Source organism: Burkholderia sp. FW306-1C-G01B (assembly GCF_058781685.1).
On the sequence record NZ_JBYSWZ010000025.1, the window covers coordinates 57,887 to 81,534 of the forward strand.

At 65.5% G+C, this 23,648-nt stretch carries 22 protein-coding genes and 5 pseudogenes; 10 read left to right on the forward strand and 17 right to left on the reverse strand.

All coding sequences use genetic code 11. The annotated features are described in order from the left end of the window. Positions 1-13 precede the first annotated feature (13 nt). A complete protein-coding gene (gene ftsH / locus AC3WLY_RS34050) occupies positions 14-1,987 on the reverse strand; it encodes an ATP-dependent zinc metalloprotease FtsH (RefSeq protein WP_492310468.1) in 1,974 nt (657 codons plus the stop codon). Positions 1,988-2,460: 473 nt separating this feature from the next. On the opposite strand from ftsH, the gene AC3WLY_RS34055 reads away from it, so the two are divergent. Then, positions 2,461-4,125 carry an acid phosphatase gene (locus AC3WLY_RS34055; RefSeq protein WP_492310469.1) on the forward strand — a complete coding sequence of 555 codons (1,665 nt, stop codon included), beginning with the start codon at positions 2,461-2,463 and terminating at the stop codon, positions 4,123-4,125. Positions 4,126-4,417: 292 nt separating this feature from the next. On the opposite strand, the gene AC3WLY_RS34060 is transcribed toward AC3WLY_RS34055, so the two are convergent. Then, on the reverse strand, positions 4,418-6,283 hold the full coding sequence (locus AC3WLY_RS34060) for a phosphoenolpyruvate carboxykinase (GTP) (protein ID WP_492310471.1): 1,866 nt from the start codon (positions 6,281-6,283) through the stop codon (positions 4,418-4,420). Between the two features lie 527 nt (positions 6,284-6,810). Next, positions 6,811-7,008 (reverse strand): annotated as a pseudogene (locus tag AC3WLY_RS34065) (SDR family oxidoreductase); the annotation flags it as partial. A gap of 181 nt (positions 7,009-7,189) precedes the next feature. On the opposite strand from AC3WLY_RS34065, the gene AC3WLY_RS34070 reads away from it, so the two are divergent. Further along, complete coding sequence (locus tag AC3WLY_RS34070; protein WP_492310472.1) at positions 7,190-7,618, forward strand: nuclear transport factor 2 family protein; 429 nt, start codon at positions 7,190-7,192, stop codon at positions 7,616-7,618. Between the two features lie 240 nt (positions 7,619-7,858). Here the strand turns inward: AC3WLY_RS34070 and AC3WLY_RS34075 are convergent, their stop codons facing one another. After that, positions 7,859-8,047, reverse strand: coding sequence for a hypothetical protein (locus AC3WLY_RS34075; protein ID WP_175963587.1), 189 nt, complete (start codon positions 8,045-8,047; stop codon positions 7,859-7,861). A gap of 246 nt (positions 8,048-8,293) precedes the next feature. On the opposite strand from AC3WLY_RS34075, the gene AC3WLY_RS34080 reads away from it, so the two are divergent. The 4 genes from AC3WLY_RS34080 to AC3WLY_RS34095 all read left to right on the forward strand — a co-directional run bounded on the left by AC3WLY_RS34080 (position 8,294) and on the right by AC3WLY_RS34095 (position 10,890). Further along, positions 8,294-8,809, forward strand: coding sequence for a YbaK/prolyl-tRNA synthetase associated domain-containing protein (locus AC3WLY_RS34080; RefSeq protein WP_175963586.1), 516 nt, complete (start codon positions 8,294-8,296; stop codon positions 8,807-8,809). A gap of 50 nt (positions 8,810-8,859) precedes the next feature. Beyond that, on the forward strand, positions 8,860-9,498 hold the full coding sequence (locus AC3WLY_RS34085) for a helix-turn-helix transcriptional regulator (protein ID WP_175963542.1): 639 nt from the start codon (positions 8,860-8,862) through the stop codon (positions 9,496-9,498). 51 nt (positions 9,499-9,549) lie between these two features. Further along, positions 9,550-10,524: a threo-3-hydroxy-L-aspartate ammonia-lyase gene (locus AC3WLY_RS34090; RefSeq protein WP_425131299.1), complete on the forward strand. Its 975-nt coding sequence runs from the start codon at positions 9,550-9,552 to the stop codon at positions 10,522-10,524. A gap of 117 nt (positions 10,525-10,641) precedes the next feature. Then, positions 10,642-10,890 (forward strand): hypothetical protein, encoded by a 249-nt coding sequence (locus AC3WLY_RS34095; protein ID WP_175963540.1) that lies wholly within the window; start codon positions 10,642-10,644, stop codon positions 10,888-10,890. A gap of 35 nt (positions 10,891-10,925) precedes the next feature. Here AC3WLY_RS34095 and AC3WLY_RS34100 read toward each other — a convergent pair whose 3' ends face one another. Further along, positions 10,926-11,222, reverse strand: coding sequence for a hypothetical protein (locus tag AC3WLY_RS34100; protein ID WP_244137420.1), 297 nt, complete (start codon positions 11,220-11,222; stop codon positions 10,926-10,928). Positions 11,223-11,275: 53 nt separating this feature from the next. Continuing rightward, entirely contained in the window at positions 11,276-11,908 is a 633-nt protein-coding gene (locus tag AC3WLY_RS34105; protein ID WP_175963539.1) for a LysE family translocator, read from the reverse strand. 116 nt (positions 11,909-12,024) lie between these two features. Here AC3WLY_RS34105 and AC3WLY_RS34110 point away from each other — a divergent pair, with 116 nt between their 5' ends. Then, complete coding sequence (locus AC3WLY_RS34110; RefSeq protein WP_492310479.1) at positions 12,025-12,486, forward strand: Lrp/AsnC family transcriptional regulator; 462 nt, start codon at positions 12,025-12,027, stop codon at positions 12,484-12,486. A gap of 114 nt (positions 12,487-12,600) precedes the next feature. Here the strand turns inward: AC3WLY_RS34110 and AC3WLY_RS34115 are convergent, their stop codons facing one another. The 7 genes from AC3WLY_RS34115 to AC3WLY_RS34145 form a co-directional block, all read right to left on the reverse strand. Further along, a complete protein-coding gene (locus AC3WLY_RS34115; RefSeq protein ID WP_492332752.1) occupies positions 12,601-13,899 on the reverse strand; it encodes a collagen-like triple helix repeat-containing protein in 1,299 nt (432 codons plus the stop codon). A gap of 374 nt (positions 13,900-14,273) precedes the next feature. Further along, on the reverse strand, positions 14,274-15,065 hold the full coding sequence (locus AC3WLY_RS34120; RefSeq protein ID WP_425131302.1) for a DUF2182 domain-containing protein: 792 nt from the start codon (positions 15,063-15,065) through the stop codon (positions 14,274-14,276). Further along, positions 15,062-15,706 (reverse strand): DUF1326 domain-containing protein, encoded by a 645-nt coding sequence (locus tag AC3WLY_RS34125; RefSeq protein WP_175963536.1) that lies wholly within the window; start codon positions 15,704-15,706, stop codon positions 15,062-15,064. The genes AC3WLY_RS34120 and AC3WLY_RS34125 overlap by 4 nt, the downstream gene beginning before the upstream one ends. Before the next feature lie 180 nt (positions 15,707-15,886). Further along, positions 15,887-16,117, reverse strand: a complete 231-nt coding sequence (locus AC3WLY_RS34130) for a hypothetical protein (protein WP_175963535.1) — start codon at positions 16,115-16,117, stop codon at positions 15,887-15,889. Positions 16,118-16,129: 12 nt separating this feature from the next. Further along, a complete protein-coding gene (locus tag AC3WLY_RS34135; RefSeq protein ID WP_492310474.1) occupies positions 16,130-16,378 on the reverse strand; it encodes a hypothetical protein in 249 nt (82 codons plus the stop codon). A gap of 251 nt (positions 16,379-16,629) precedes the next feature. Continuing rightward, positions 16,630-16,872 carry a hypothetical protein gene (locus tag AC3WLY_RS34140; RefSeq protein WP_492310475.1) on the reverse strand — a complete coding sequence of 81 codons (243 nt, stop codon included), beginning with the start codon at positions 16,870-16,872 and terminating at the stop codon, positions 16,630-16,632. Next, on the reverse strand, positions 16,869-18,116 hold the full coding sequence (locus tag AC3WLY_RS34145) for an alkaline phosphatase family protein (protein ID WP_492310476.1): 1,248 nt from the start codon (positions 18,114-18,116) through the stop codon (positions 16,869-16,871). Before AC3WLY_RS34145 ends, AC3WLY_RS34140 begins: the two co-directional genes overlap by 4 nt. Positions 18,117-18,301: 185 nt before the next feature. Between AC3WLY_RS34145 and AC3WLY_RS34150 the strand changes: the two are divergent. Continuing rightward, positions 18,302-18,412 (forward strand): annotated as a pseudogene (locus AC3WLY_RS34150) (3-oxoacyl-ACP reductase); the annotation flags it as partial. Positions 18,413-18,525: 113 nt separating this feature from the next. Next, the gene (locus AC3WLY_RS34155; RefSeq protein ID WP_492310477.1) at positions 18,526-19,332 is read left to right on the forward strand and encodes an alpha/beta fold hydrolase; all 807 of its coding nucleotides are present in this window, start codon (positions 18,526-18,528) and stop codon (positions 19,330-19,332) included. A gap of 172 nt (positions 19,333-19,504) precedes the next feature. On the opposite strand, the gene infA is transcribed toward AC3WLY_RS34155, so the two are convergent. From infA to AC3WLY_RS34175, 4 genes and pseudogenes are all read right to left on the reverse strand, one after another. After that, on the reverse strand, positions 19,505-19,768 hold the full coding sequence (infA, locus tag AC3WLY_RS34160; RefSeq protein ID WP_034180178.1) for a translation initiation factor IF-1: 264 nt from the start codon (positions 19,766-19,768) through the stop codon (positions 19,505-19,507). 476 nt (positions 19,769-20,244) lie between these two features. Continuing rightward, complete coding sequence (locus tag AC3WLY_RS34165) at positions 20,245-20,448, reverse strand: cold-shock protein (RefSeq protein WP_006483056.1); 204 nt, start codon at positions 20,446-20,448, stop codon at positions 20,245-20,247. A 288-nt stretch (positions 20,449-20,736) separates the two neighbouring features. After that, positions 20,737-21,427, reverse strand: a pseudogene (locus AC3WLY_RS34170) (3-ketosteroid-9-alpha-hydroxylase); the annotation flags it as partial. Further along, positions 21,423-21,563 (reverse strand): annotated as a pseudogene (locus AC3WLY_RS34175) (VOC family protein); the annotation flags it as partial. The pseudogenes AC3WLY_RS34175 and AC3WLY_RS34170, both read right to left, overlap by 5 nt. A 741-nt stretch (positions 21,564-22,304) precedes the next feature. Between AC3WLY_RS34175 and AC3WLY_RS34180 the strand changes: the two are divergent. Further along, positions 22,305-23,529, forward strand: a pseudogene (locus AC3WLY_RS34180) (trypsin-like serine peptidase). Positions 23,530-23,648: the final 119 nt, after the last annotated feature.

Sequence of the window (23,648 nt, forward strand, 5' to 3'; positions counted from 1 at the left end):
GATTGCGGCGCGTTCAGCGTTCGGGTTCGCGCGGCGGCCCGTACGCGACGAAATCGCGCTCGACCGCCGACGCCTGCTCCGGCGCGAGCGCGTCGCCGCGCGGACCGGCATCGCCGTCGGCTGCCGCCGCCGCGGACGACGGTTCGATGCGAGCGTCGATCAGCGCCTGCAGCGCGTCGCGTTCGAGCACTTCGCATTGCAGCAGCCGTCGCGCGATGCGTTCGAGCGCATCGCGACGTTCGCCGAGCGTCGCCGCGACCCGCGCATGCGCGTCGGCCAGCAGCGCGTGCACCTCGTCGTCGATCATCCGGGCCGTGTGCTCGCTGCAGCGTCCGGCGCCCGCATGCCATGCGCCGGGCATGCCCTGGCGCGTATCGCCGTCGTCGAACGTCGCGAGCCCGATCTTCTCGCTCATCCCGTACTGCATGACCATGTGGCGCGCCATCGCGGTCGCGCGTTCGAGATCGTTCTGCGCGCCCGTCGACACGTCGCCGAACACGAGTTCTTCGGCGACGCGCCCGCCGAGCAGCGCGTCGATCCGGTCGAGCAGCTCGCTCCTGCGCAGCACGTAACGATCCTCGGTCGGCACCTGCTGCGTATAGCCGAGCGCGGCGACGCCGCGCGGAATGATCGACACCTTCTTCACCGGATCGCAGTGCGCGCGGCTTTCCGCGACGAGCGCATGGCCGGCCTCGTGATACGCGATGGTCAGCTTCTCCTGCGCGTTCATCACGCGGCTCTTGCGCTCGAGGCCCGTCAACGCGCGGTCGATCGCCTCGTCGAAGTCGGCCATGCCGATCGCCGGCTTGCCGAGTTCGGCCGCATGCAGCGCGGCCTCGTTGACGACGTTCGCGAGATCGGCGCCGACGAAGCCCGGCGTGCGCGACGCGAGTTCGCCGAGGTCGACCTCGGCCGCGAGCTTCACGCGCTTCACGTGCACGCCGAGGATCTGCCGGCGGCCGTTCACGTCGGGCCGGTCGATCGCGATGTGGCGATCGAAGCGGCCGGGCCGCAGCAGCGCGGGATCGAGAATCTCCGGCCGGTTCGTCGCGGCCATGATGATCACGCCGGAGCCGGCCTGGAAGCCGTCCATCTCGACGAGCAACTGATTGAGCGTCTGCTCGCGTTCGTCGTTGCCCGACATCGGGCCGACGCCGCGCACCTTGCCGAGCGCATCGAGCTCGTCGACGAACACGATGCACGGCGCCTTCTGCTGCGCCTGCTCGAACAGGTCGCGCACACGCGCGGCGCCGACGCCGACGAACATCTCGACGAACGCCGAGCCGCTGATCGAGAAGAACGGCACGGCCGCCTCGCCGGCCACCGCGCGCGCGAGCAGCGTCTTGCCGGTGCCCGGCGCGCCGACGACGAGCACGCCCTTCGGGATCTTGCCGCCGAGCCGCTGGTAGCGGTCGGGGTTGCGCAGGAACGAGACGAGCTGCTGCAGCTCGGCCTTCGCCTCGTCGATGCCCGCGATGTCGTCGAACGTGATGCCGGTTTCCTGCTGCACGTACACGCGCGCGCGACTCTTGCCCATCCCGGTGAAATCCTGCAGCCCGCCGCGCCTGCGCAGCATCATGTTCCATACGAACACGAACAGCACGAGCGGCAGCAGCCACGACGCGAGCGACGCGATCCAGCCCGTGTCGGGCGTGCCGTGATAGCGAATGCCGGCGGCGGTCAGCGTGTCGGTCAGATGCTCGTCGGTCACGCGGTTGGTCGTGAAGCGCCACGGCGCGCCGGCCTGCTGCACGGCCGCGGCTTCGGACGCCGGCAGCATCGTGCCGGCCTGCGGCATCTTCAGCGTGCCCGTGATCGACGTGGGGCCGACCTCGAGATCGTCGACGAGCCGCGCGGCGACGAGCTGGTGGAAATCGCTGTATGCGATCGACGCCGACGCCGGGTGCAGCATCAGCAACTGCGCGGCGAACAGCACGAAGAAGCCCGCCGCGATCAGCAATCCCGGGTAGTCGAATTTCCTGTCCATGGCATCGGACCAGCCGCACGCGCGGTGCGGCGCGCACTCACTCCGACAACCGCACGCGACCGGCGCGCGGCATCGGCAGCCATGCGGAAGCGGCATTCATCCGCGTCATCGTCGTCTCGCTGTGTCGCCTCGGTTCGTCGCATCGATGACGCCGCGGCGGCGCCGTCGGCCGGCACCGTCGGGCGATCGTCGCCCGGGCGGCACGCCGCGACGCGCCGCCCCTGAATTCAGTCTAGCTCGCGCGCGGGCGTCGCGCATCGCCCGCCGCGCAAGTCGAATCGTCCGACAAACACCTTTCGTCGGCGGCACCCGCCGCGTTATAGTCGCGTTCATGACATTTGTGTGACAGTTGCATCGCACCTGCTTTTGCGCGACGCCGGCCGTTGCTGTCCGTTTCGCATCGCGGCAGCCCGAGCGACGCGGCCGGTGTATCGATCCACACCGCCAACCTGCCCATTCGAGGAGCCCACGACGTGACCGACACCCCCGATCGCCCCGACGACCTTCCCGCCGATCCCGACCGCCGCCGCGTACTCGGCGGCCTCGCCGCGCTCGGTGCCGGTGTCGCGCTCGGCGGCTGTGAAACCACGCCGGGCAGCGCGCCGCGCTCCGCCGCCGACCAGCGCATCGACGAAGCGTTGCGTCAGCGCGTGCGCCACATCGTCGTGATCTATGCGGAAAACCGCAGCTTCGCGAACCTGTACGGCGATTTCCCGGGTGTGCGCCATCCGTTGAGCGAGGTGCGGCCCGAGCACGCGCAGCAGCTCGACCGCGACGGCAGGACGCCGCTGCCCGTGCTGCCGAAGATCTGGGGCGGGCTCGTGCCTCAGGCGCAGGAAGTGGACGGCAAGCGCTACGCGATCGCCGAGCGCGACATCGACAAGCTGCCGAACGCGCCGTTCCGGATCGCCGACGCACAGGGCAAGCCGCTGCCGAACGGCGTGATCACGCGCGACCTGTGGCACCGCTTCTATCAGAACCAGATGCAGATCGCGGCCGGCCGCAACAACCAGTTCGCCGCGTGGGCCGATTCGGGCGGCCTCGTGATGGGCCATTACCGCAATTCGGCCGACACGCTGCGGCTGTGGAATCTCGCGCGGCAATACACGCTGTGCGACAACTTCTTCATGGCGGCCTTCGGCGGTTCGTGGCTGAACCACATGTTCCTGATTTCCGCGCAGGCGCCGCTGTATCCGGACGCGCACAAGCATCCGCATGCGGCGAAGCTGCTGTCGAAGGTCGAAGGCGACGATCCGGCCGGCACACGCCTCGCGCTCGCCGCCGATTCGCCGGCATCCGCGCTCGACGGCCCGCCGAAGTTCGCGGGCGACGGCCCGCTGACACCCGACGGCTACGGCGTGAACACGATGGCGCCGCCGTACCAGCCGAGCTACGTGCCGCCGCCCGACCCGGGCAACGCCGCGTATGCCGATCCGGACGACCATCGCGTACTGCCGCCGCAGGGCTACGCGACGATCGGCGATCGCCTGTCGGAGAAGAACATCGACTGGGCGTGGTACAGCGGCGCATGGCAATACGCGCTCGAGCATCGCGACACGGGCACCGTGCCCGATTTCCAGTACCACCACCAGCCGTTCAACTACTTCCGCAACTACGCGCCGGGCACCGCCGCGCGCCAACGGCACCTTCGTGATGCCGGGCTCGGCGACGAACCGTCGACGAACCGCTTCATCGCCGACATCGACGCGGGCCGCCTGCCGGCCGTCACGTTCTACAAGCCGCAGGGCAACCTGAACATGCATGCGGGCTACGCGGACATCGAATCGGGCGACCGCCACATCGCGACCGTGATCGACCATATCCGGCGCGGGCCGCAATGGGACAACACCGTGATCGTGATGACGCACGACGAGAACGGCGGCTGGTGGGATCACGTCGCGCCGCCGGTCGGCGACCGCTGGGGGCCGGGCTCGCGGATTCCGGCGCTCGTGATCTCGCCGTTCGCGAAAAAGGGCTTCGTCGATCACACGCTGTACGACACGAACTCGATCCTGCGCTTCATCAGCCGCGTGCACGGGCTCGCGCCGCTCGACGGCGTGGCCGCGCGCAACAACGCGTTCGCCGCGCGCGGCGAGACGCCGCCCGGCGATCTCACCAACGCGCTCGATCTCGGCTGACGGCGGGTTGGCCGCTTGGCCGTTTCACCGGTTCACCGTTTCACCGCTTGAATCGACGACGCCCCGGGCAATGCGATCGATTGCCCGGGGCGTCGTGCATTTGCGGCCACGCTACGCGGCGCTGCGCAATGCGTCGCGCACCGCGTGCGCGGCGTATGTCCGTCGTGGACAGGCCCGCCGCGTCGCATTTCGCGAGATGCGGATGGAGAAACGGCATCGATGCAAAAACGTCCCGCCGCCGGCGATGGAAGCCGGCGGCGGGACGTCAGGGTCAATGCGTCGTTGCGAATCGTCAGCCGCCGAGGCGCTGCTCGATCTTCTTCATCGTGTCGGTCATTTCAGCCGGCAAGCGCAGCTTCAGCATATCGAACAGCGCCGCGTGCAGCTTCAGCTCCTCGCGCCATTCGTCGGCGTTCATCGACGTCACCGCGGCGAACTGCTCGCGCGTGAAATCAAGCCCGTCCCAGTGCAGGTCTTCATAAGCGGGGGACACGCCGAACGCATGTTCGCCGCCGCCACCGGTGCCTTCGAGACGGTCGAGCATCCACTTCAGCACGCGCATGTTCTCGCCGAAGCCAGGCCATACGAACTTGCCGTTCGCGTCCTTGCGGAACCAGTTCACGCAGTAGATCTTCGGCAACGTGGCGCCCGCGCCTTCGAGCTGCTTGCCGAGCTTCAGCCAGTGCGCGAAATAATCGCTGACGTTATAGCCGCAGAACGGCAGCATCGCGAACGGGTCGCGGCGCACGATGCCCTGCTGGCCGACTGCCGCGGCGGTCGTCTCCGAGCCCATCGTCGCGGCCATGTACACGCCTTCGACCCAGTCGCGCGCCTCGGTCACGAGCGGTACCGTCGTCGAGCGGCGCCCGCCGAAGATGAACGCATCGATCGGCACGCCGGCCGGGTTCTCCCAGTCCGCGTCGATCGACGGGCACTGCGCGGCCGGCGCCGTGAAGCGCGAATTCGGATGCGCGGCCTTGCGGCCGGTTTCCTTGCCGATTTCCGGCGTCCACGGGTTGCCCTGCCAGTCGGTCAGCTTCGCGGGCGGCGTGTCGGTCAGCCCTTCCCACCACACGTCGCCGTCTTCCGTCAGCGCGACGTTCGTGAAGATCACGTTTTCCTTCAGCGTCGAGATCGCGTTCGGGTTGGTCTTCACGCCGGTGCCCGGCGCGACGCCGAAGAAGCCGGCTTCCGGGTTGATCGCATACAGACGGCCGTTACGGCCCGGTTTCAGCCACGCGATGTCGTCGCCGATCGTCGTGACCTTCCAGCCGTCGAAGCCCTGCGGCGGAATCAGCATCGCGAAGTTGGTCTTGCCGCACGCGGACGGGAACGCGGCCGCGACGTGATACTTCTTGCCGGCCGGCGACGTCACGCCGAGGATCAGCATGTGCTCGGCGAGCCAGCCCTGGTCGCGGCCCATCGTCGACGCGATGCGCAGCGCGAAGCACTTCTTGCCGAGCAGCGCGTTGCCGCCGTAGCCCGAACCGAAGCTCCAGATCTCGCGCGTCTCGGGGAAATGCACGATGTACTTGACCGGGTTGCACGGCCACCGCACGTCTTGCTCGCCTGCTTCGAGCGGATGGCCGACGCTGTGCACGCACGGCACGAATTCGCCGTCCTCGCCCAGCACGTCGTACACGTCGCGGCCCATGCGCGTCATGATCCGCATGTTCACCACAACGTACGGACTGTCGGACAGTTCGACGCCGACGTGCGCGATCGGCGAGCCGAGCGGGCCCATCGAAAACGGCACCACGTACAGCGTGCGGCCGCGCATCGAGCCGCGGAACAGCTCGTTGAGCGTCTCGCGCATTTCGGCGGGTGCGACCCAATTGTTGGTCGGGCCGACGTCGTCGCGCGATTCCGCGCAGATGAACGTGCGATCTTCGACACGTGCAACGTCGGACGGATCGGATTGCGCGAGATACGAGTTCGGGCGCTTCGCCGGGTTCAGGCGCGTAAGCGTGCCCTGGTCGACCATGGCCTGGCACAGCGCGTCGTATTCCTCCTGCGAACCGTCACACCACACGACGCGATCGGGCTCCGTGAGCGCCGCGATGCGCGACACCCAGTCGATCAGCTTGCGATGCTTGACGAAAGCCGGCGGAGCGATCAGCGGGCCGTACGTTGCTTCGGCCAGATTGTTTTGCGACATGGGGATGTCTCCAGATTATTGGACGGGAATGCGGAACGCGGGGTGAACCCGCCAGATGGGGAATGCGATCGGAATGCAGGACGCAGCAACGCGCAACGCGGGGCACGCGAGCTGTGCGCGTGTCGATGCCGCGATGCGGGCGAGAGGATGTGATGTCTCGTTAGAAGATGCGAACGCGAGTTTCGCCATGCCAGCAACCTGCCTTACAACTTCCATGCCGGCCAGCATACCATCGCCGTTATCGAGCGGGCGTTGCGTTGCAACAAGAAACAACTGTCACGACGTGCAGGCACATGTGTTGCAGGAAAGTCATTTCGACTGCGTCGATGCGATCGCTGCCGGGGACGAAACGCGGGGAACGTCCGTCGGACAAGCGTTTGGCGAAAGCGGCAAGTTCGTCCCGCCGGCTGCGCGGATGAAAATTGCACATGCGCGCCCGGCGAATTCTCGTTTTCGCTACTCAGGCAAACCCTGAATTAGGTTGCGTACACAAACATCGTGCTCCAACGCGTGATGTACGTCCCTGCTCAAAACGGCGCGCCCGGCAATCCGGGGTAATACGACGCTTCGTCGCTCGCGAGGAACAGCGTCGCGCGTGCGATCTCGTCGGGCAGGCCGATGCGCTGCAGCGGCACGTTCGCATCGTGCTTGTTGATCTCCTCGAGCGGCGCGCCGGTCGGGTTCGACATCGCGGTGTTGTTCACGCCGCCCGGATGAATCGAATCGCATGCGCGCGCGGCTTTCGTCCGAACAGACGATGTGATGCAGGCGCCTTCGTTCCTGCCATCGAACGACACCACCACGAGATGCGGCGATGGAAGACACGACCCGCACGCTCCATGAAACGCGCAGATCCGGCAGCTGAAGTACCGGTATTTCCGCGCGGTCGATACGCATGACTGGTCGTTGCTCGCCGATTGCCTGGCCGAGGACCGCGACGCGCGGCTGTATGGCGGCCGCTATGCGTACGACGGCGGCGACGCGTTCGTGTCGAGCCTGCGCGAGCCGATCGGCAAGCCGACCTTCCTGACGATGCATCACGGCCATCGCCCGGAACTCACGCTGGTATCAGCCGATCACGCGTGCGATGTGCGGTTTCTCGAGGATCATGCGATCAATCCAGAGGACAACTACCTGATGCACGGAACCGCGCTCTGCGACGACCAGTACGTGAAACGCGACGGTGTGTGGCGCATTCATGCGACGCGCCACGAGCGGCTGTTCGAAACCGTCACGTCGCCGATCCCACCGTCGTTCACGCTTGCCGCAAACCGGTTCGCGCCGGGTGCACATGGTGCGCATAGTGCACATGGCGCGGCCGTCACAACTTCCTGAACCCCGGCGGCAGCGCCGCCGACCTCGTGATTTCCCTCTGGAGCCGGAGCAATGGAGAAAGTCATGTACGTGTTGTGGCGCGACGCACAGGCCGCGCCCGATCAGTGGAGCCGCACGGTGTCTCCAGACACACAAGGATGCGCGGCAGCACGCCAAGTCCAGTCAACCACGCGTAGATTCGCGAAGGAGTTTCCGATTGCCGATGCAGCCGGCCAGGTCGCTGGGGACACGAACTCCGCGTCAGCGGACGGTGATGTTGACGGTCACGATTTCGTATCCGGGGTCGGCGTTCTCGTTCGCCGCTTTTTTCGCTTCCTCATACGACAGAAAGGACATGGCGTCTTCAATCACCGGTGCCATGCCGATGTCGCCATCCTCACCGGTGCAGAGGAACTGCTCACCGGTCTTCACGACATAGATGGTCGTCATGGTCGTCATGCCTCCCTCCATGGTTTGCATGGGGAACTTCCAGTCTAGCTTCCACGATTCCGTATGCAACCCCGGCAGTCGAATTGATCTGCCGTCAAGATTCGTCGTCCTCCGTGATCGCAGTTACGCCAAAGGTCATCCGGCATGCGTCAAAGGACCAGCTCAGCGATAAACGCTTGCCATCATGACAAAACGTCTATAATTGGACAATCCATCGACCAACTCGCCCGGAACGACATGAGCGACATGAACGACTACCCCGTTTTCGACACGCTTTGCGACCTGCTGACCACGTCCGGCGCCCGTTTCCGCGTGCTGGAGCACCCGGCGGAAGGTAAATCCGACGTAATCGCCGCAATCCGCGGCACGCGCCCCGAACAGGGCGCGAAGGCGATGCTGTGCACGTTCAAGGACGGCGGCGACACGACCGCGCTCGCCGTGATCCCCGGCCACCTGAAGATCGATTTCCGCAAGGTCGCCGATGCCGTCGGCCGCCGCAAGGCGACGCTCGCGTCGCCCGATGTCGCGGCCGCCGTTACCCGCTGCGTGATGGGCGCCGTGCCGCCGTTCGTGTTCGACGGAAACGTGGCGCTCGTCGTCGATCCCGCGCTGGTCGAACGCAACGACGAGATCGCGTTCAACGCGGGCCGCCTCGACCGCTCGGTCGTGCTCGATGCGGCCGACTACGTGCGGATCGCGCGCCCGTTGCTGGCCGACATCACGCGGCCGGAAACGACAGCCGACCAGGAACACGCCGGGTGACCGTTTCCCGAAACCGTCGCATCGATCCGAAACCTGAACGCGAGCCCCTCATGACCACCACCCGAAACAAAGCGCAGTCGGAGCAGGCATCGCTGATCGAACAGGTGCAGCGCATCGCCGAAGGGCTCGGCGAGATGTTCGCGCCGTTCACCGAGGTCGTGGTCCACGACCTGCGCACGCCGAAGCACGCGATCCTCGCGATCCACAACAACCTGTCCGGACGCGCGGTCGGAGACCCCGCGACCGAGCTCGGCCTCGCCCGCATCGAGGACGACGATTTCCCGCAGGTGCTCGCGAACTACCCGAACCGCTTCGCCGACGGCCGCACCGCGAAAAGCACGTCGATCGGCATCAAGGATTCGACCGGGCGCTACGTGGCCGCGCTGTGCCTGAATGCCGACGTCACGCTGTTCCGCGGCTTCCAGGGCATGCTGAACCAGTTCTGCAGCACGGACGGCGAAACCGTCGCCGAAACGCTCGACCCGGCCGGCGCGGACGCGATCCGGCAACGCATCGACGCGTTCGCGACGCGCCTCGCGACGACGCCGCGCGAACTGAAGACCGACCAGCGCCGCGAGCTGATGCAGACGCTGAAGGCCGACGGCTTTCTCGAAGTGCGCCGCGCGATGGAGATCGTGTCGCAGCACCTCGGCGTATCGCGCGCGACCGTGTACAACGATGCGAAATGAGGCAAGCGCGCTGCTTTCATGTTGACTAAACTTTCCGACCCTCGAACGACCATGAACTCTCCGACTCTCCCCACGTACGACGACGTTGCCGCCGCCGCGGCCCGGCTCGAAGGCCATGCGCACCGCACGCCGGTGATGACGTCGCGGACGATCGACGAGGCGCTCGGCGCGCAGGTGTTCTTCAAGTGCGAGAACCTGCAGCGCATGGGCGCATTCAAGTTCCGCGGCGCATTCAACGCGCTGTCGCGCTTCGACGCCGAGCAGCGCCGCCATGGCGTCGTCGCATTCTCGTCCGGCAACCATGCGCAGGCGATCGCGCTGTCGGCGCGCATCCTCGGCATCCCGGCGACGATCGTGATGCCGCAGGATGCGCCGGCCGCGAAGATGGCCGCGACGCGCGGCTATGGCGGCAACGTCGTGACCTACGACCGCTACACCGAGGATCGCGAGCAGATCGGGCGCGATCTCGCGGAGAAGCACGGGCTCACGCTGATCCCGCCCTACGACCATCCGGACGTGATCGCCGGCCAGGGCACGGCGGCGAAGGAGCTGTTCGACGAAGTCGGGCCGCTCGACGCGGTATTCACGCCGCTCGGCGGCGGCGGGCTGCTGTCGGGCACCGCGCTGGCCACGCGTGCGCTGTCGCCGCACGCGGCGTTGTACGGCGTCGAGCCGGAAGCCGGCAACGACGGCCAGCAATCGTTCCGGTCGGGCGCGATCGTGCATATCGACACGCCGCGCACGATCGCCGACGGCGCGCAAACGCAGCACCTCGGCAACCTGACGTTCCCGATCATCCGCCGCGACGTCGACGACATCCTGACCGCGACGGACGCCGAACTCGTCGACTGCATGCGTTTTTTCGCGACGCGTATGAAGATTGTCGTCGAGCCGACCGGCTGCCTGTCGTTCGCCGCCGTGCGACGGATGAAGGACCAGCTGCAAGGCAAGCGTGTCGGCGTGGTGATCAGCGGCGGCAACGTCGATCTCGAGAACTTCTGCGCGCTGGTATCGACATCGGCATGAACGTCGCGGCGCGCATGAACGTCCTGTCATCTGCGCGCCGCCGCTCCTTCACGTCGCGTTAAGTTTCGCGCCCTAGACTGATTACGTTGTCCTGAAGTCAGTCGTGAAGGAGTCACCATGAACACGCACGCGATCGTCGCCGCCGCCCTGGCGGCCGTTTCCCTTTCGGCGTTCGCTCAACCGGGCGTTACGTCAGCCGGTTTTCCCGCCGCATCGCCGCACGACGCAGTCGCGCAGGCGCCCCATCGTTCGCCCGGCGCGTTGCCGGCCGCCGGCTTCGTGCTCGCGAAGATCGATCAGAACAATACGCCGCCCGACCGCGGCGGCGACCCGAGCGGCCGCACGCACACCGGCACCCGCATGTAACGGCGCGTGCCGGCCGGCGCTGCCGCGCGCGGCCGTCATTGTCGGAACGACGGCAGCGACGCATCGCGCGCAGCGAGGATGTCGTCGATGCGCCGCTGCAGTGCGCCGTCGAGCGTCTCCGGTTGCGGAATCAGCCAGTAGCGCCCGGCGCGGATGCCGTCGAACACCCGCTCGGCGAATGCGTCGGGCGTGAGCCCGTGCGCGTTCAGCATCGAGCGCATCGTGTCGACGAAGCCGCGCGGCTCGGGCCGGTCGTGTGCGGCGCCGAACGGATCATTGAAGATGCCGGACTGCACTTTCGGGCGGCCGTGATGCTCGAACTGCTCGCGCATCTGCGGACGGCTGTCGACGACATCCGGTCGAAAGGCGATGCCCCGCTTCAGGACTAGACAAGGCCGCGCACGCCCGCGACCACCTGGATCGCGCCGAATGCCGCGACGACGACGGCCGACACGCGCGACAGCCCGTGCATGAACGCGAACGACATCTTCGTACGCAGCGCGGCGGTCGCGCCGCTCAGGCACAGCCACCAGGTTGCGGAACCGATGAACACGCCGGCGACCATCAGCGACACGGCCGGCCACATCGCGCCTTCCCGTGCGCCCGACAACGGGCCGAGCGCCGCGAAAATCCCGACGAACGACAGGATCGTCATCGGGTTCGACAGCGTGAGGCCGAACGTCGTCAGGAAATCGCGCAGGACGGTCGTGCGCGGCAGGTCGCGTTGCAGCGCCGACACGGCCGGCGCCTGGCGCGCGATGGTCCATGCGAGCCACACGAGGAACGCGCCGCCGCCGATCTTCAGGCCGACGGTCAGCATCGGGAATGCGGTGACGATGCCCGCGATGCCCAGCGCGCCGAGCAGGCCGTAGATCGCGTCGGCGCACGCGGCGCCGACACCCGTCGCGAACCCTGCCTGAAAGCCGCGGCTCAGGCTGCGCTGAATGCACAGCATGCCGATCGGGCCGACGGGCACCGCGATCGACAGCCCCATTACGACGGACTTGATGAACAGCATCGCCTGCTCCTTGCGACATGCAACGGGTTGAACAGGCATCGTAGGGAAAGTCCGGTCGCCGCTGAATGCGGTTTTTAAGGAAAAATAGCCGTTCCGCCTTAAAAAAAACCGCCGCGATGGACGATCTGGACTGGAAGATACTCGCGCTGTTGCAGGCCAACGGCCGCATCAGCTATACGGAGCTGGCCCGCCAGGTTCATCTGTCGGTGCCGGCGGTGACGGAACGCGTGAAGCGACTTGAAACGGCCAGCGTCATCGAGGGCTACACGGCCCGGATCAATCCGGCCGCGGCCGGCTATCCGGTGAGCGCGCTTATCGGCATCACGGTGCCGCAGCCGGCGAAAGCGAAATTCCTCAAGTTGCTGGAGACGATTCCCGAAGTCGTCGAATGCCATCATGTGACGGGCGCCGACTCGTATGTCATGCGGTTCGTCGCCACCAGCATGACCCACCTCGAACAGCTGATCGAACGCATCAACCTGTACGGCGAAACGCGCACATCGATCGTGATGTCGACGCCGCTGCCGGTGCGCGGGCTGGCGCGGCCGCCGTCGAAGTTCGACGACGGCCGCAAGTAGCCGGCCGGGTTTTCATGGCCGACCGACAGATCCCGGCCTGAACCTTTGGCGGCCGGTGACGGCCGCCATTCGGTCATTCGGCCGTTTGCCTCCGTGACGTTCGGCGCCGATCGGTTATTTGCCGACCGCGCCGCCGAGCAGGCCGCCCACCAGCGACGTCACCGGCGCGAGCGGATTGGCGAGACTGCCCGACGGCGTGCCGCCGCCGGTGCCGGTGCCGGTAGCGGAACCGTCATGCACGATCCACGGCATGCCGCCGGCCACGCTCGTCACCAAACCGGCGATCGGCACCGCGCCGTTCGCGCCGCTCGGGTTCACAAGCCCACCCACATTGCTCACCGTGTTGCCAACCGCTCGGACGAGTTCGCCGACAGCGCTAACGACCGGCTGCGGCGACGCGGATGTCACCTTCCATCCGGCCGACGTGATGGCCCCGCCGACCTGCCCGAGCAGGCCGGCGACCGGCTGGCCGAGGCCGGTTGCCGTGCCGACCTGTTGCGTGAGTTGGCCTGCTGTCGTCACGAGCGGGGTGATCGCGGTGCTGAGCGCCTGCGTCGCCTGCTGGACCGGGCCCGACGACAGGGCCGAGCCGAGCATGGTGCCGCCCGACTTCAGACCGCCGGCCACCGTGTCGAGCAGGCCACCGACCGGCGTCGTGATCGGCGCCAGCGGCGACAACGGGCCGGTGCCGAGCACCTTCACCGTTTCGCTGAAACCATTAACCGGGTTGCTGGTCGAGCCGACGATGGTGCCGAGGCCGGCGACCGTCGTGCCGACCGGGTTCGCCGTGAAGCCGATCTGGCCTATGCCGCTGCTCACGGCGTCCGAGGTATCGCGGACGAGCGTGCCGACGCCCATGAGCGTGTCGGCCGGCCCGGCGGTCACGCCCTTGCTGACGCCGCCGGGCAGGCTCGCGCCGCCTATCGTGACGCCCACGTCCGCGACGATCGAGCCGACGGAGCTGACGATGCCGTTGGTGCCCGGCGTGCCGCTCGTTCCGCTGGTGCCTCCGATTCCGCTGGTGCCGCTGGTGGTTCCGCTTGTGCCACTGGTTCCGCTCGTGCCACTGGTCCCGCTTGTGCCACTGGTCCCGCTTGTGCCACTGGTCCCGCTTGTGCCACTGGTCCCGCTTGTGCCACTGGATCCGCTTGTGCCACTGGATCCGCTTGTGCCACTGGTGCCACTGGTGCCACTGGTGCCACTGGTGCCACTGGTGCCACTGGTGCCACTGGTGCCACTGGTTCCGCTGGTTCCGCTGGTTCCGCTCGTCCCACTCGTCCCACTCGTACTCGTTCCGATGTTGTTACCGGCCAGTTTCGGCGCCGTAACGTCATTGCCGCCGCACGCTGCCAGCGCACACGCCGTGGCAATGGCGGCGAGCGCAACGTTCGCCTTGATGAAATGATTTTGCATGGAAGTCCCCGTCAGCCATTCAGCGCGAACATTCCAGCAAGCATCTACCGTGCCATCTTCGTCGGCTTCGTTAACAATTCCTCAACCGCGCCGCGGCGGCTTTCCTGACGGCACTTTCCGGCACGACGCATCGCATGCGAGTCCAGCCCTGCGGTTCGATCCGCCCTCGCGTCCCCGCGACGCCGACGTAACACCGGCCCTGCGTTACGTAGCACGAGCGGTGAAAAACCGGCCGCGACCGCACCTCGCTTGCTCCCGCCCCGGCACCTCGCGCATGCCGCCGCTTCATCGAAAATCTCCCGTTACCTCGAAGACGCTTCCGCTGCGTGTGGAAGTCGCGCATCGCGAATGACTTGCGAACTCGGATGCCCCGTTCAAACGATCAACGTCGCACCGGCCCAGGCGATCAGCACGACGCCCAGCAAGCGCCCGACCAGATCTCCACCTGGCAGGATTTTTTCCGCGAACACGAACAGCGACAGCGCGGCAATCCAGACGACATTCATCACGCCGCCGACGAACAGCAGCGCCATCAGCAACCAGCAGCAGCCCACGCAATACATGCCGTGGCGCGCGCCGAGCAGGAAACTGCCGACGACGCCCGGACGCCAGTGCGAGACAAGAAAACCGGCCGGCGCGCGGCATTGCCGAAGGCACGCGCGTTTCAGCGGCGAGAATTGATAGAGCCCGGCCAGCGCGAGAACGACTGCGGAAAGAACAGCGCTCTTCGACCACAGCATCATTGCGGAGATCAGCCCGGCCGGCTGCAGCAGCGCCTGAAGCAACGCCGCGCCGATCGAGAACGCGAGCCATGCGGCCAGATAACCGGCCAGCAGCGACACCGACGTGAACGCGGCACCCGAGCCGTCCGCGCCGCGATCCCGCAGCACGCGCCGGTACAGCATCACGAGCGGCGCCGCGCTGGGCGTCATCATCGCGATCATCATCACCCACCACATCGCGATCACGGTCGGCAGCGACGGATCCATGCTGCCCATCCCGGCCGCCAGTCGATGCGGAAAGAGCGCGACCGTCGTCATCTCCAGCGCCGACATGCCGGTTCCCGCGCCCGTCCACAAATAGAACCAGCACGCGCCGACGAGCGCGGCCATGCCGAGCAGCGTGACGACGCGCTCGCGCCCGAGCCAGGTGTCGAACGGAGTCATGCCGCAACGCGATGCCGGATCAGCCCGTGGTTGTTCATGTGCAGCCGCGCGAACTGCGCGTAGGTTCCGTCGAGCGTCAACGCGATGTTGCCTTGCGAGCGCCCCGTGCCCGAACCGATCTCGGCAAGCTCGTATTCGAAGCCGTTCGGCAGGTCGATTCGCGCGCGATGCTCGGCGCCCGTCACCGGGTTAAGAATCGGATCGCCCGCAACGTCGAACACGCCGTCGACATGAATCCGGCCGCGCCGCGCATCGACATCGACGTCGAAATCGATCTTCGTGAAGATCGGCTCGAACGCATGCTCGAGCGTCGACGCATACACCGAGAACATCGTCGCAAACGGATCGGTATCCTGACCGGTCATGATCTTCAGCACCGCTTCGCGCTGTGCCGGGCTGGCGCGCTCGTCGACGATCGGCTGGCACTTGCCCCTGCCTTCGTGGACCGCCCCCGGCCACTGAAACACGACAGCGATCCTGACGCCGTCGAGCACCACGTCGCCGTAGTGGCCGCTGTCGATCGAAATCGCGCCCATCGCTTCGCAATTTCCGTTGGTCGGCAACGCACTGAACTGGCAAGGACAACCGTATGAGCAATTGCAACTGATCAATTCGGTGCCCTGAATCTCCCACGGAGTCATGACTCCACCTCGCGCTCGGTGACATATGAACGCTTCGAATCTAGTGCACGGCACTGGGGAAATCAAAGCCGGAATGGAAGCCCGGTTCGACGCGTGAAACCCGTGCGTTCCAGCCTTACGCGTGACGGTCCGAACTACTCGACGAAGGCGGTTCCGGCCACCGTCGTCGCACCTCGGATCTCACACGAGCAGCGATGCGACGATCGCACACCACGCGGCGCGCGCGCCGCACGGAAACACTCGCCGAGGATCGCCGTGATCTCTTCCGCCGGCAGCAGCTCGCGAGTTCATTTCCGGTTCGATTGAATCAGGAGCGGCTTCGCCGCTGGCCAGCGAATACGCGTAGTCACGGATTGACAGAGTCGTTTCGATCGAGCGCCATGTTGCAGCTGATTCGTCGAACACGAACACGGGTGTCGCCCGTTAATCCGGCTTTCTCGCCGCCTCTGCGACAGCCACCCAGCCCATCACGGCGCCGGCGACCCAGCAACACGTGACCAGCAGGTCGAGATCCATCCAGCCTTCGAAATTCGCGCTGTTTTCGAAGCTGCAGCGCTGATGGCCCCTGACCCACATGCAACCGCTGATGAACTGCTGAATGTGCATGTAGACGTTGAACACCGCAAAGGCGGATGTAATGACGGCGACCTGCAGGCGTATGCTCGTTTTCATTGGCGCTGAAGGCGTGGGATGAACTGCTGCCGATCTTAAGCCAACGGCGACGTGTGACGCAATCGATCCGGTATCGGCCCGATCATCGTGGCTTGCGCGCCGCGATATTTGCCGGCGCGGCCGCTCAGTCGACGGGTGCGGCGGTAGCGGCAGTCAGCGTGCAGCGCGCGCGGCAGGCGGCGCGACGCGTCGCGGCCTGCCTCACGCACGCACCGGCTTCACACTGCGCCACCCGTGCGCCGCCATACCCGTCAGCGATGCTTCCCGCCATGCCGGCGCCGCCGGCGCTCCGCACGCGCCTGCAGCAGCGTCGGCATCAGCTCCTCGATGTATTGCCGCGCCTGCCCCCGCGTCACGATCTCGCTGAAGCGCAGATGGGCGTTGTCGTGACCGACCAGCGCCGCATGCGCTTTCTTCAGGATGTGTAGATAGGCGATCAGGCTCGTGCCGTCGCGCACGGGCAGCGCGTCACGCGGGTCCGGGGGCGTGCTCATGATCCAATCCTTTGCGGGCAGTCGGTGCGGCAGGTGGTCGTCACGAGCGCCAGCAGGTCGTTGGCGAGGCGGTCGCGATCGGTCAGCGGCGCGAGGCCGAACAGCCGCTCGAGCGTCGCGGCGACCGACGCATGATCGTACGGCGTGTGGTCGACCTTCCCGGCCGCGACCCACGGCGAAATCACGATCGCCGGTACGCGCACGCCATACACGTCGAAGCCGAAGCCGCTCGCATTCAGCGTCGCGGCCGCACCGTCGTTCGGCGGCGGCGCGGCGCCCGGCCTGACCGAATCGTAGAAGCCGCCGTGCTCGTCGTAGACGATCACGAACAGGCTGCTGTTCCACACCGGCGAATTGCGAATCGCGTTGTACACGCGCGCGGCGAGCTGGTCGCCGCCGGCCAGCCCGTCCATCGGGTGTTGCGAGCTGCCGTTCCGGTAGGTGCCGTGCACGATATCTCCGTAGCTGGGCTCGATGAACGTGTAGCGTGCCGTGTAGCCGGCCGCGAGATCGGCCTCGAAGTGCGCGAGATCGTCGACGTCGACGAAGCTCACGCCCTTCAGCGACGCGACCTGCGGCACGTGGCCGAGCGGATCGCCCGACTGATCCTGGTAGATGCGCCAGTTGTCGTCGCCGAGCGCGCCGAAGATCGAGCCCTTCGGATAACGGAAGCCGTCGAACGCCTCCCACCCGCCCATTTCTTCCCTGGTCGGCGAATGGTCGAGCCCGGCCGACGACGCGCCGTGCAGGAAGAAGCGGTTCGGCCAGGTCGGCCCCGGCATCGACGCATGCCACGCGTCGCACAGCACGAACGCATTCGCGAGCGCGTACAGCGACGGCGCGTGCGTCCGCACATCGGCGCCCTGCATGATCTTGCCCGCGTCGGCCGGCTGAGGCGGCGTGCCTTCGGAATGCGACGTCGCGTAGTTCGACACGAATCCCGAATTATTGACGCCCGGATAAGCCTGCCCTTTCACGAACGGCACGCCCGCGCCGCAGAGCTGTTCGAGCACGTCGGTGAATTCGTGGCACGGGTCGGTCGGCATCCGGTCAGGCGCGCCGCCGCCGAACGGATAGACGGCGCCGCCGTACGCATTGCTGTCGCCCGGCGACGCGGCGACGATGTCGGCGATGCCCGACAGCGCGAACAGGTGATCGAACGAGCGGTTCTCGAGCATCAGCACGAACACGTGCTGGATGCGGTCCTGAACGGGTGGGGATGCGGGGGCTGCGTCTGCACTCATGGCGCCTCCTGGCGTCGCGCGACGAATGTCCGGCTGGCACGGTCGTTGGCCTGCTGAAAGCGACTGAAGGATTTGAAAGCCATGCGCGCGGGCCGCGAATTGCCGACGAGTGTACGACCGTGCCGGCCCGCGCGTAAAGCCGCACGCGAACCGCGTTGCTGCGCGTGCGTTCACCCGCCCGTCGGCGCGCTTTTCAGTGTAACGACATCGGGCCGATGATCGCGTCGCTGCTATCGGACGACAACCGCTGGGTCAATGCGCAGCGCGTCGAGGTGTCGAGCGGGATGGCGCGCTGAACGTTGACTTTCGCGGGTCGGCCCGATACGATCGATGCACTTTCAAGACGCCCTCCCGGTCCGCCGGGAGGGCGTTTCGTTTTGGTTCCCGGACCAAAAGGAAACCCCTTGAAATGAACCGTATCGACACCTTCGCCTCCTGCCCGAACGCCGACCTCGACGGCCTCGGCTACCTGCGGCACGGCACCGGCCCCGAATGCGTGATGGTCATGCACGACTGGCTCGGCGACAGTACGAACTACGCGGCGCTGCTGCCGTATCTCGACGAAACGGCCTTCACCTACGTCTTCGTCGACCTGCGCGGCTACGGGACCTCCATCCACCTGAACGGCGCCTGCACCGTCGACGAGATTGCAGCCGATTGCCTCGCGCTCGCGGACCGGCTCGGCTGGCAGCGCTTTCACGTCATGGGCCATTCGATGACCGGCATGGCGACGCAGCGGATCGCCGCCAACGCGCCGTCGCGCATCAAGAGCGCGATCGCCGTGTGTCCGGTGTCGGCGTCCGGCAATCGCCTGAACGACGACGCGCGCGCGTTCTTCGCGAGCACGGCCGTGAGCGACGACGCGTTTCGCCGGCTCGTGCGATTCGTGACGGGTGGACTGTCGGCGCGATGGGCCGACGTGAAACTGCGGCAGAACCGCGAGCGCGTGGCGCCGGGTTGCCGGCTCGCCTATCTCGACATGCTGACCGGAACGGATTTCGTCGACGATATCCGCGGGCTCGACACGCGCTTTCTGGTGATCGTCGGCGACAAGGATCCGGGGCTCGACGAAGCGGCGATGCAGGCGACGTTCCTGGCCTGGCACCCGAACGCGCGACTCTTGAAGATTCCGAATTGCGGGCATTACCCGATGCAGGAATGTCCGCCGTATTTCGCGACGGTCGTCGAGGATTTCCTGAGAGACGTGGCCACCTGAGCGTTGAATACGCGCGGCGATCGGAGAAGATAGTGTTGGCCGCCGCGGCGTAACGACGCCGCCGGCGACCGACAAACGGCAAACGGCACGACCCGTGCCGTCCATCCGGTTCGTCCGACCGCACGGCCGGACGGGAGTCGATCGGCGCCGTGCTGCGCGCGATCCTGACCGCTTAGCGGCGCGGTCCGCTGTTGCGTTGCGGACGCGGAGAATTCGCGTCCTTGTGACGGAAGTTGATGCGGCCCTTGGTCAGGTCGTACATCGACAGTTCCAGCGTCACGCGGTCACCCGCGAGAATGCGGATGTGGTTCTTGCGCATGCGGCCCGACGCATACGCGCCCACCACCACGCCATTTTCCAGCGTGACACGGTATTTGCTGTCCGGCAGCACTTCGTCGACGATTCCGTCCAGTTCCAGCAGTTCTTCTTTTGCCAAACCAATTCCTCCAGACAAGGTGATTGACCGCGGCCGCGGCGATCTGCCCGGCGCCGTTTCCCGCAACGGGACGACGGCCGGCAGGCTGCCGGGTATCGGTTCGTTCAGACGGGCCACGGGCCTGTCTTGCGATCGGAGCCCGGCGCGTTGCGGCGTTCGGGCGGTCGGTGGCGGCGGCGCGATGAGCGCCGCGCAAGTAGTCGGGACCGCGCCGGCTGCTACGGCATGGCGGCGGTCTGCTCGGGTTGATGCGTTAAAGCGGTGATGCGCTGGCGAAGCGGCGCTCGCTTCGCGAGGGCGTTGTGTCGCACGCGGGTCACGCATGCGATGGGGAGGCGTCACGACCGATGCATCGTGAATGTCGCGATGCATCGGTCGTGCGCATCGGAACGCGCAGGCCACCGGAACCGCAGCGGCGCCCCGCGCGAAACTCCATCCGGCACCCGCCGCCGATCGGCGGCCGATGCCGATGCGGCTTACTGCGGCGTGATGTTCGACGCTTGCAGACCCTTCGGGCCGCGCTTCACTTCGAAGCTGACCTTCTGGCCTTCGGCCAGGGTCTTGAAGCCCGTGCCGCGAATTTCCGAGAAATGGGCGAACAGATCGTCGCCGCCGTTGTCCGGGGAGATGAAACCAAAGCCCTTGGTTTCGTTGAACCACTTGACGGTACCGGTATCCACAAATACTTCCTTAATACGAATAATTGAACATGCGCCCGCGACGGGCACAGAAAGAATCAAAGAGGGAGAGACCAACGACTGCCGCACACGGAGTGCGGCCAATGATGAGCAATCGAACTTCTTGAAGACTTCGGTCACGGACACTACGCGGTAGCGGCCGCCCCGTCAAGCTCTTTCGGTGCGACGCGCGCGCACGGGCGCCGCGCGCGCCTTATGTGGCGGGTGTTGCCGGCCGACGGAGCATATTTCGATGCCCCCCCGATTTTCGGCTGGGCCGCCGTTTTTTTGCCGCGGCTCCAACACGTGCTGCAGCGCCGGCGGCGAGGCGCCTTCGCGAATCCGCATTTCGAATGTCTCGCGCGCGACGCACGTCGCGCCACACGTCGGCCATGTCCAGGTAGAACCGCGAATACCAGTCGCGCATCTGGTACAGCGGGCCGTCGCCTTCGCACAGCAGCGGGTTGTCGATCCGCGTCTTGCTGTGCCAGATGTCGACGTCCTCGTAGAACGCGCGCTGCGCTTCCTTCACGTACGCGTTCGCGATCTCCAGGTTCTGTTCGTCGGTCAGCCCGGCCACCTTCTTCACGATCACGCCGTAACGCAGCTCGAAGCTGTTCATGCCGATCGGCACATGGCAGTTCAACAGCACCGAATGGATCGGCTGCCCGTTGCTCTGCCCTGTCATCTGCGTGATGTGCACGGCCGTCCCGAAATACGTCGACAGCGCGCTCAGGCTGTCGCCGCCGAGCTTCTCGCTGCGGCCGACCATCAGTTGCGTCGCCTTGTGATCCTCGAACAGGTTCGCGAAATAGTCGATCGGCGCGCGGTGCACGGTCGCGAAGTGCGCGACGTCCGAGATGTTGTCGACGAGTTCGCGGCAGTTGGCCTGGATCACCATCTTGTCGACGACCCAGTCCGACCATTCGCCGGAGAAGCACACATCGACGCGCGGAATCGCGACTTCCGCCGGCGGCGCGCTCGTCCATCTTCAGGTACAGCGCGCCGTCGGGTGCGTCGAGCGCCTGCATGCCCAGCACGTCTTCCGCGTAGCGGCGCCACGCATCGACGCGCGTCGCCTCGACGACGACATAGCCAAGCGCACGGACATCGATCATGTCGGCCTCCTCCTGGTTCAGAATCCGTTGTTCGTGAAAGGATTCTGGCCGGTCGGGGGTGGCGTTACATCGTCTGTTGGGACGAGAGGCGGAGAGGAAACGGACGGGGCGGGCCGTGGAGGCGGTGCGGCGGGTTGGGTCAGCCGGGGGGCGTTCGGTAGGTTTGTGCGCCGGCACGCTGGCATCGGCTGAACGCGCGACCGACGGCGGCAAAAAGGCGGCCGCCCGGTCCAGACACATCGGCTTCGCGCCACCGTTCCGGTTGAACTCGTATGCGGTTTTCGAACCGATTCCCTCGATTGAATCTCGCGGCGTGGATTTGAAACGATGCAAGTTTTAATTCCATTAATGCCTCCGGATTTATTCGCACCCGACAATCACATTTAAATCAACCGGATTTCATTAAATTATAAAAAGTAATAAAGCTTATTATATAATGTTATACCATTGAGTCGATTTATAAGGTGTAAATTTGATTTGTTCTTTATTTCATCCAAACAAAATTCGCATTACATCCACTGCATTTTTGTTGATTCTTACCGACCACACCGGAGATGGCCCCAAGAAATTAAATTGGCGCACGATTTGCATTCCAATCGGCGAAAAACATTAACCAATCAATTAAAACAAAGCCCCACCCATTCCACCGGCTCGATTGCTCAGCAACAACAAAGAGAGTTCATTGGAAGCATTTTCACGCAATGTCCTCGCAGTTTATTTAATTCGCCCAGCATAATTTTCGTGCTATCTGAGGGGCACCTCAATGTTCGACAGATATTTCGAATCTCAGAAAAACAACTCATAAGTTCGAAAGGAGATTCAAATGAGCAAACTGATCAGTAAAATCGCTGTTGTTGCTTTCGGTTCGTTGATCGCAACCAGCGCGCTGGCCCAGCAGATCAGAACGCAGGGAGGCGTGACGCAGATCACGTTACCCGAGCGCGGTCTCCAGGTGGCCACAGTCGATTTCAAGCACGCTCTGCCGATGCCGCTGCCAAGACCGCTCGTTGCGCCGCCTACCATGCTGGATTCACTGATGTACAACGCCAGGCCGGCGCTGGGCGTGCCGGGCTATGCGCAAGGCGGCGTTGGAGACGGCAGGCAAAGGCCGGTGCGACTGGTCGCGCCAGTCGATTTGAGTCAGTCCGGGGTCGAACCGCAGGAATACGGATCGTCGAATCAGCCGTATACCACTAGCCAGGTGAATGCAAGCGGCGACAATACGCAGTATTACTATCCGTTCCGCGCAGCCGGCAAGCTGTTCTTCAACATCGGCTCGGCGACCTATCTGTGCTCTGCCTCCCTGATCAAACCGGGAGTGGTCGTCACGGCTGCGCACTGCGTCGCGAATTTCGGTCAGCGGCAGTTCTACTCGAACTGGGTATTCGTTCCGGCCTACAGTAACGGAACCGCGCCCTATGGCACGTGGAACGGAGCATCGGCCACCGTCATGACTTCCTATTACGACGGCACCGATCCATGCGCTGTCGCCGGTGTCGTCTGCCAGGACGACGTGGCCGTGATCGTGCTGTCGCCGCAAGCCGGATCGTATGCGGGCAATAGCACCGGATGGTATGGCTATGGTTGGAACGGCTATAGCTACACCCCGTCAGGACTCGCGCTGATCGACCAGCTCGGCTACCCGGTGGCCTTGGATAGCGGCGTCTACATGGAGCGTACCGAATCGCAAGGTTTCGTGTCCGCCAGCAACTCGAACAACACGATCATCGGATCGCTGATGACCGGGGGTTCGAGCGGCGGCCCGTGGCTCGTCAATCTTGGCATGCCGCCGACACTCAACGGCACGACCTTCGGCAACGCAGCCTTGCACAATATCGTGGTCGGCGTGACGAGCTGGGGTTATACGAACTCTGCGGTGAAGCAGCAAGGCGCGTCGCCGTTCACGAGCAGCAACATCGTGACGCTCGTGAATACCGTATGCGGCAGCACGCCGGCAGCGTGTTGAGGGCTGCCTGACGTAACGCGTCGCGCGTGGCATTGCGCTCGTCGGACCTATCCGTGATTTCGTGGGCGGGGCATATCATGAGGTGTAAAGGTCATGGATATGCCAATGAAGAAGAAAAG

Bases quoted from the DNA above. Each gene is read 5' to 3' on its own strand.
- AC3WLY_RS34155 (WP_492310477.1), top strand. From the start codon at position 18,526: ATGAACCGTATCGACACCTTCGCCTCCTGCCCGAACGCCGACCTCGAC.
- AC3WLY_RS34085 (WP_175963542.1), top strand. From the start codon at position 8,860: ATGACCACCACCCGAAACAAAGCGCAGTCGGAGCAGGCATCGCTGATC.
- AC3WLY_RS34110 (WP_492310479.1), top strand. From the start codon at position 12,025: ATGGACGATCTGGACTGGAAGATACTCGCGCTGTTGCAGGCCAACGGC.
- AC3WLY_RS34075 (WP_175963587.1), bottom strand. From the start codon at position 8,047: ATGACGACCATCTATGTCGTGAAGACCGGTGAGCAGTTCCTCTGCACC.
- AC3WLY_RS34080 (WP_175963586.1), top strand. From the start codon at position 8,294: ATGAACGACTACCCCGTTTTCGACACGCTTTGCGACCTGCTGACCACG.
- ftsH (WP_492310468.1), bottom strand. From the start codon at position 1,987: ATGGACAGGAAATTCGACTACCCGGGATTGCTGATCGCGGCGGGCTTC.
- AC3WLY_RS34105 (WP_175963539.1), bottom strand. From the start codon at position 11,908: ATGCTGTTCATCAAGTCCGTCGTAATGGGGCTGTCGATCGCGGTGCCC.
- AC3WLY_RS34125 (WP_175963536.1), bottom strand. From the start codon at position 15,706: ATGACTCCGTGGGAGATTCAGGGCACCGAATTGATCAGTTGCAATTGC.
- AC3WLY_RS34135 (WP_492310474.1), bottom strand. From the start codon at position 16,378: ATGAAAACGAGCATACGCCTGCAGGTCGCCGTCATTACATCCGCCTTT.
- AC3WLY_RS34145 (WP_492310476.1), bottom strand. From the start codon at position 18,116: ATGAGTGCAGACGCAGCCCCCGCATCCCCACCCGTTCAGGACCGCATC.
- AC3WLY_RS34140 (WP_492310475.1), bottom strand. From the start codon at position 16,872: ATGAGCACGCCCCCGGACCCGCGTGACGCGCTGCCCGTGCGCGACGGC.
- AC3WLY_RS34115 (WP_492332752.1), bottom strand. From the start codon at position 13,899: ATGCAAAATCATTTCATCAAGGCGAACGTTGCGCTCGCCGCCATTGCC.
- AC3WLY_RS34120 (WP_425131302.1), bottom strand. From the start codon at position 15,065: ATGACTCCGTTCGACACCTGGCTCGGGCGCGAGCGCGTCGTCACGCTG.
- AC3WLY_RS34090 (WP_425131299.1), top strand. From the start codon at position 9,550: ATGAACTCTCCGACTCTCCCCACGTACGACGACGTTGCCGCCGCCGCG.
- AC3WLY_RS34095 (WP_175963540.1), top strand. From the start codon at position 10,642: ATGAACACGCACGCGATCGTCGCCGCCGCCCTGGCGGCCGTTTCCCTT.
- AC3WLY_RS34100 (WP_244137420.1), bottom strand. From the start codon at position 11,222: ATGCGCGAGCAGTTCGAGCATCACGGCCGCCCGAAAGTGCAGTCCGGC.
- AC3WLY_RS34060 (WP_492310471.1), bottom strand. From the start codon at position 6,283: ATGTCGCAAAACAATCTGGCCGAAGCAACGTACGGCCCGCTGATCGCT.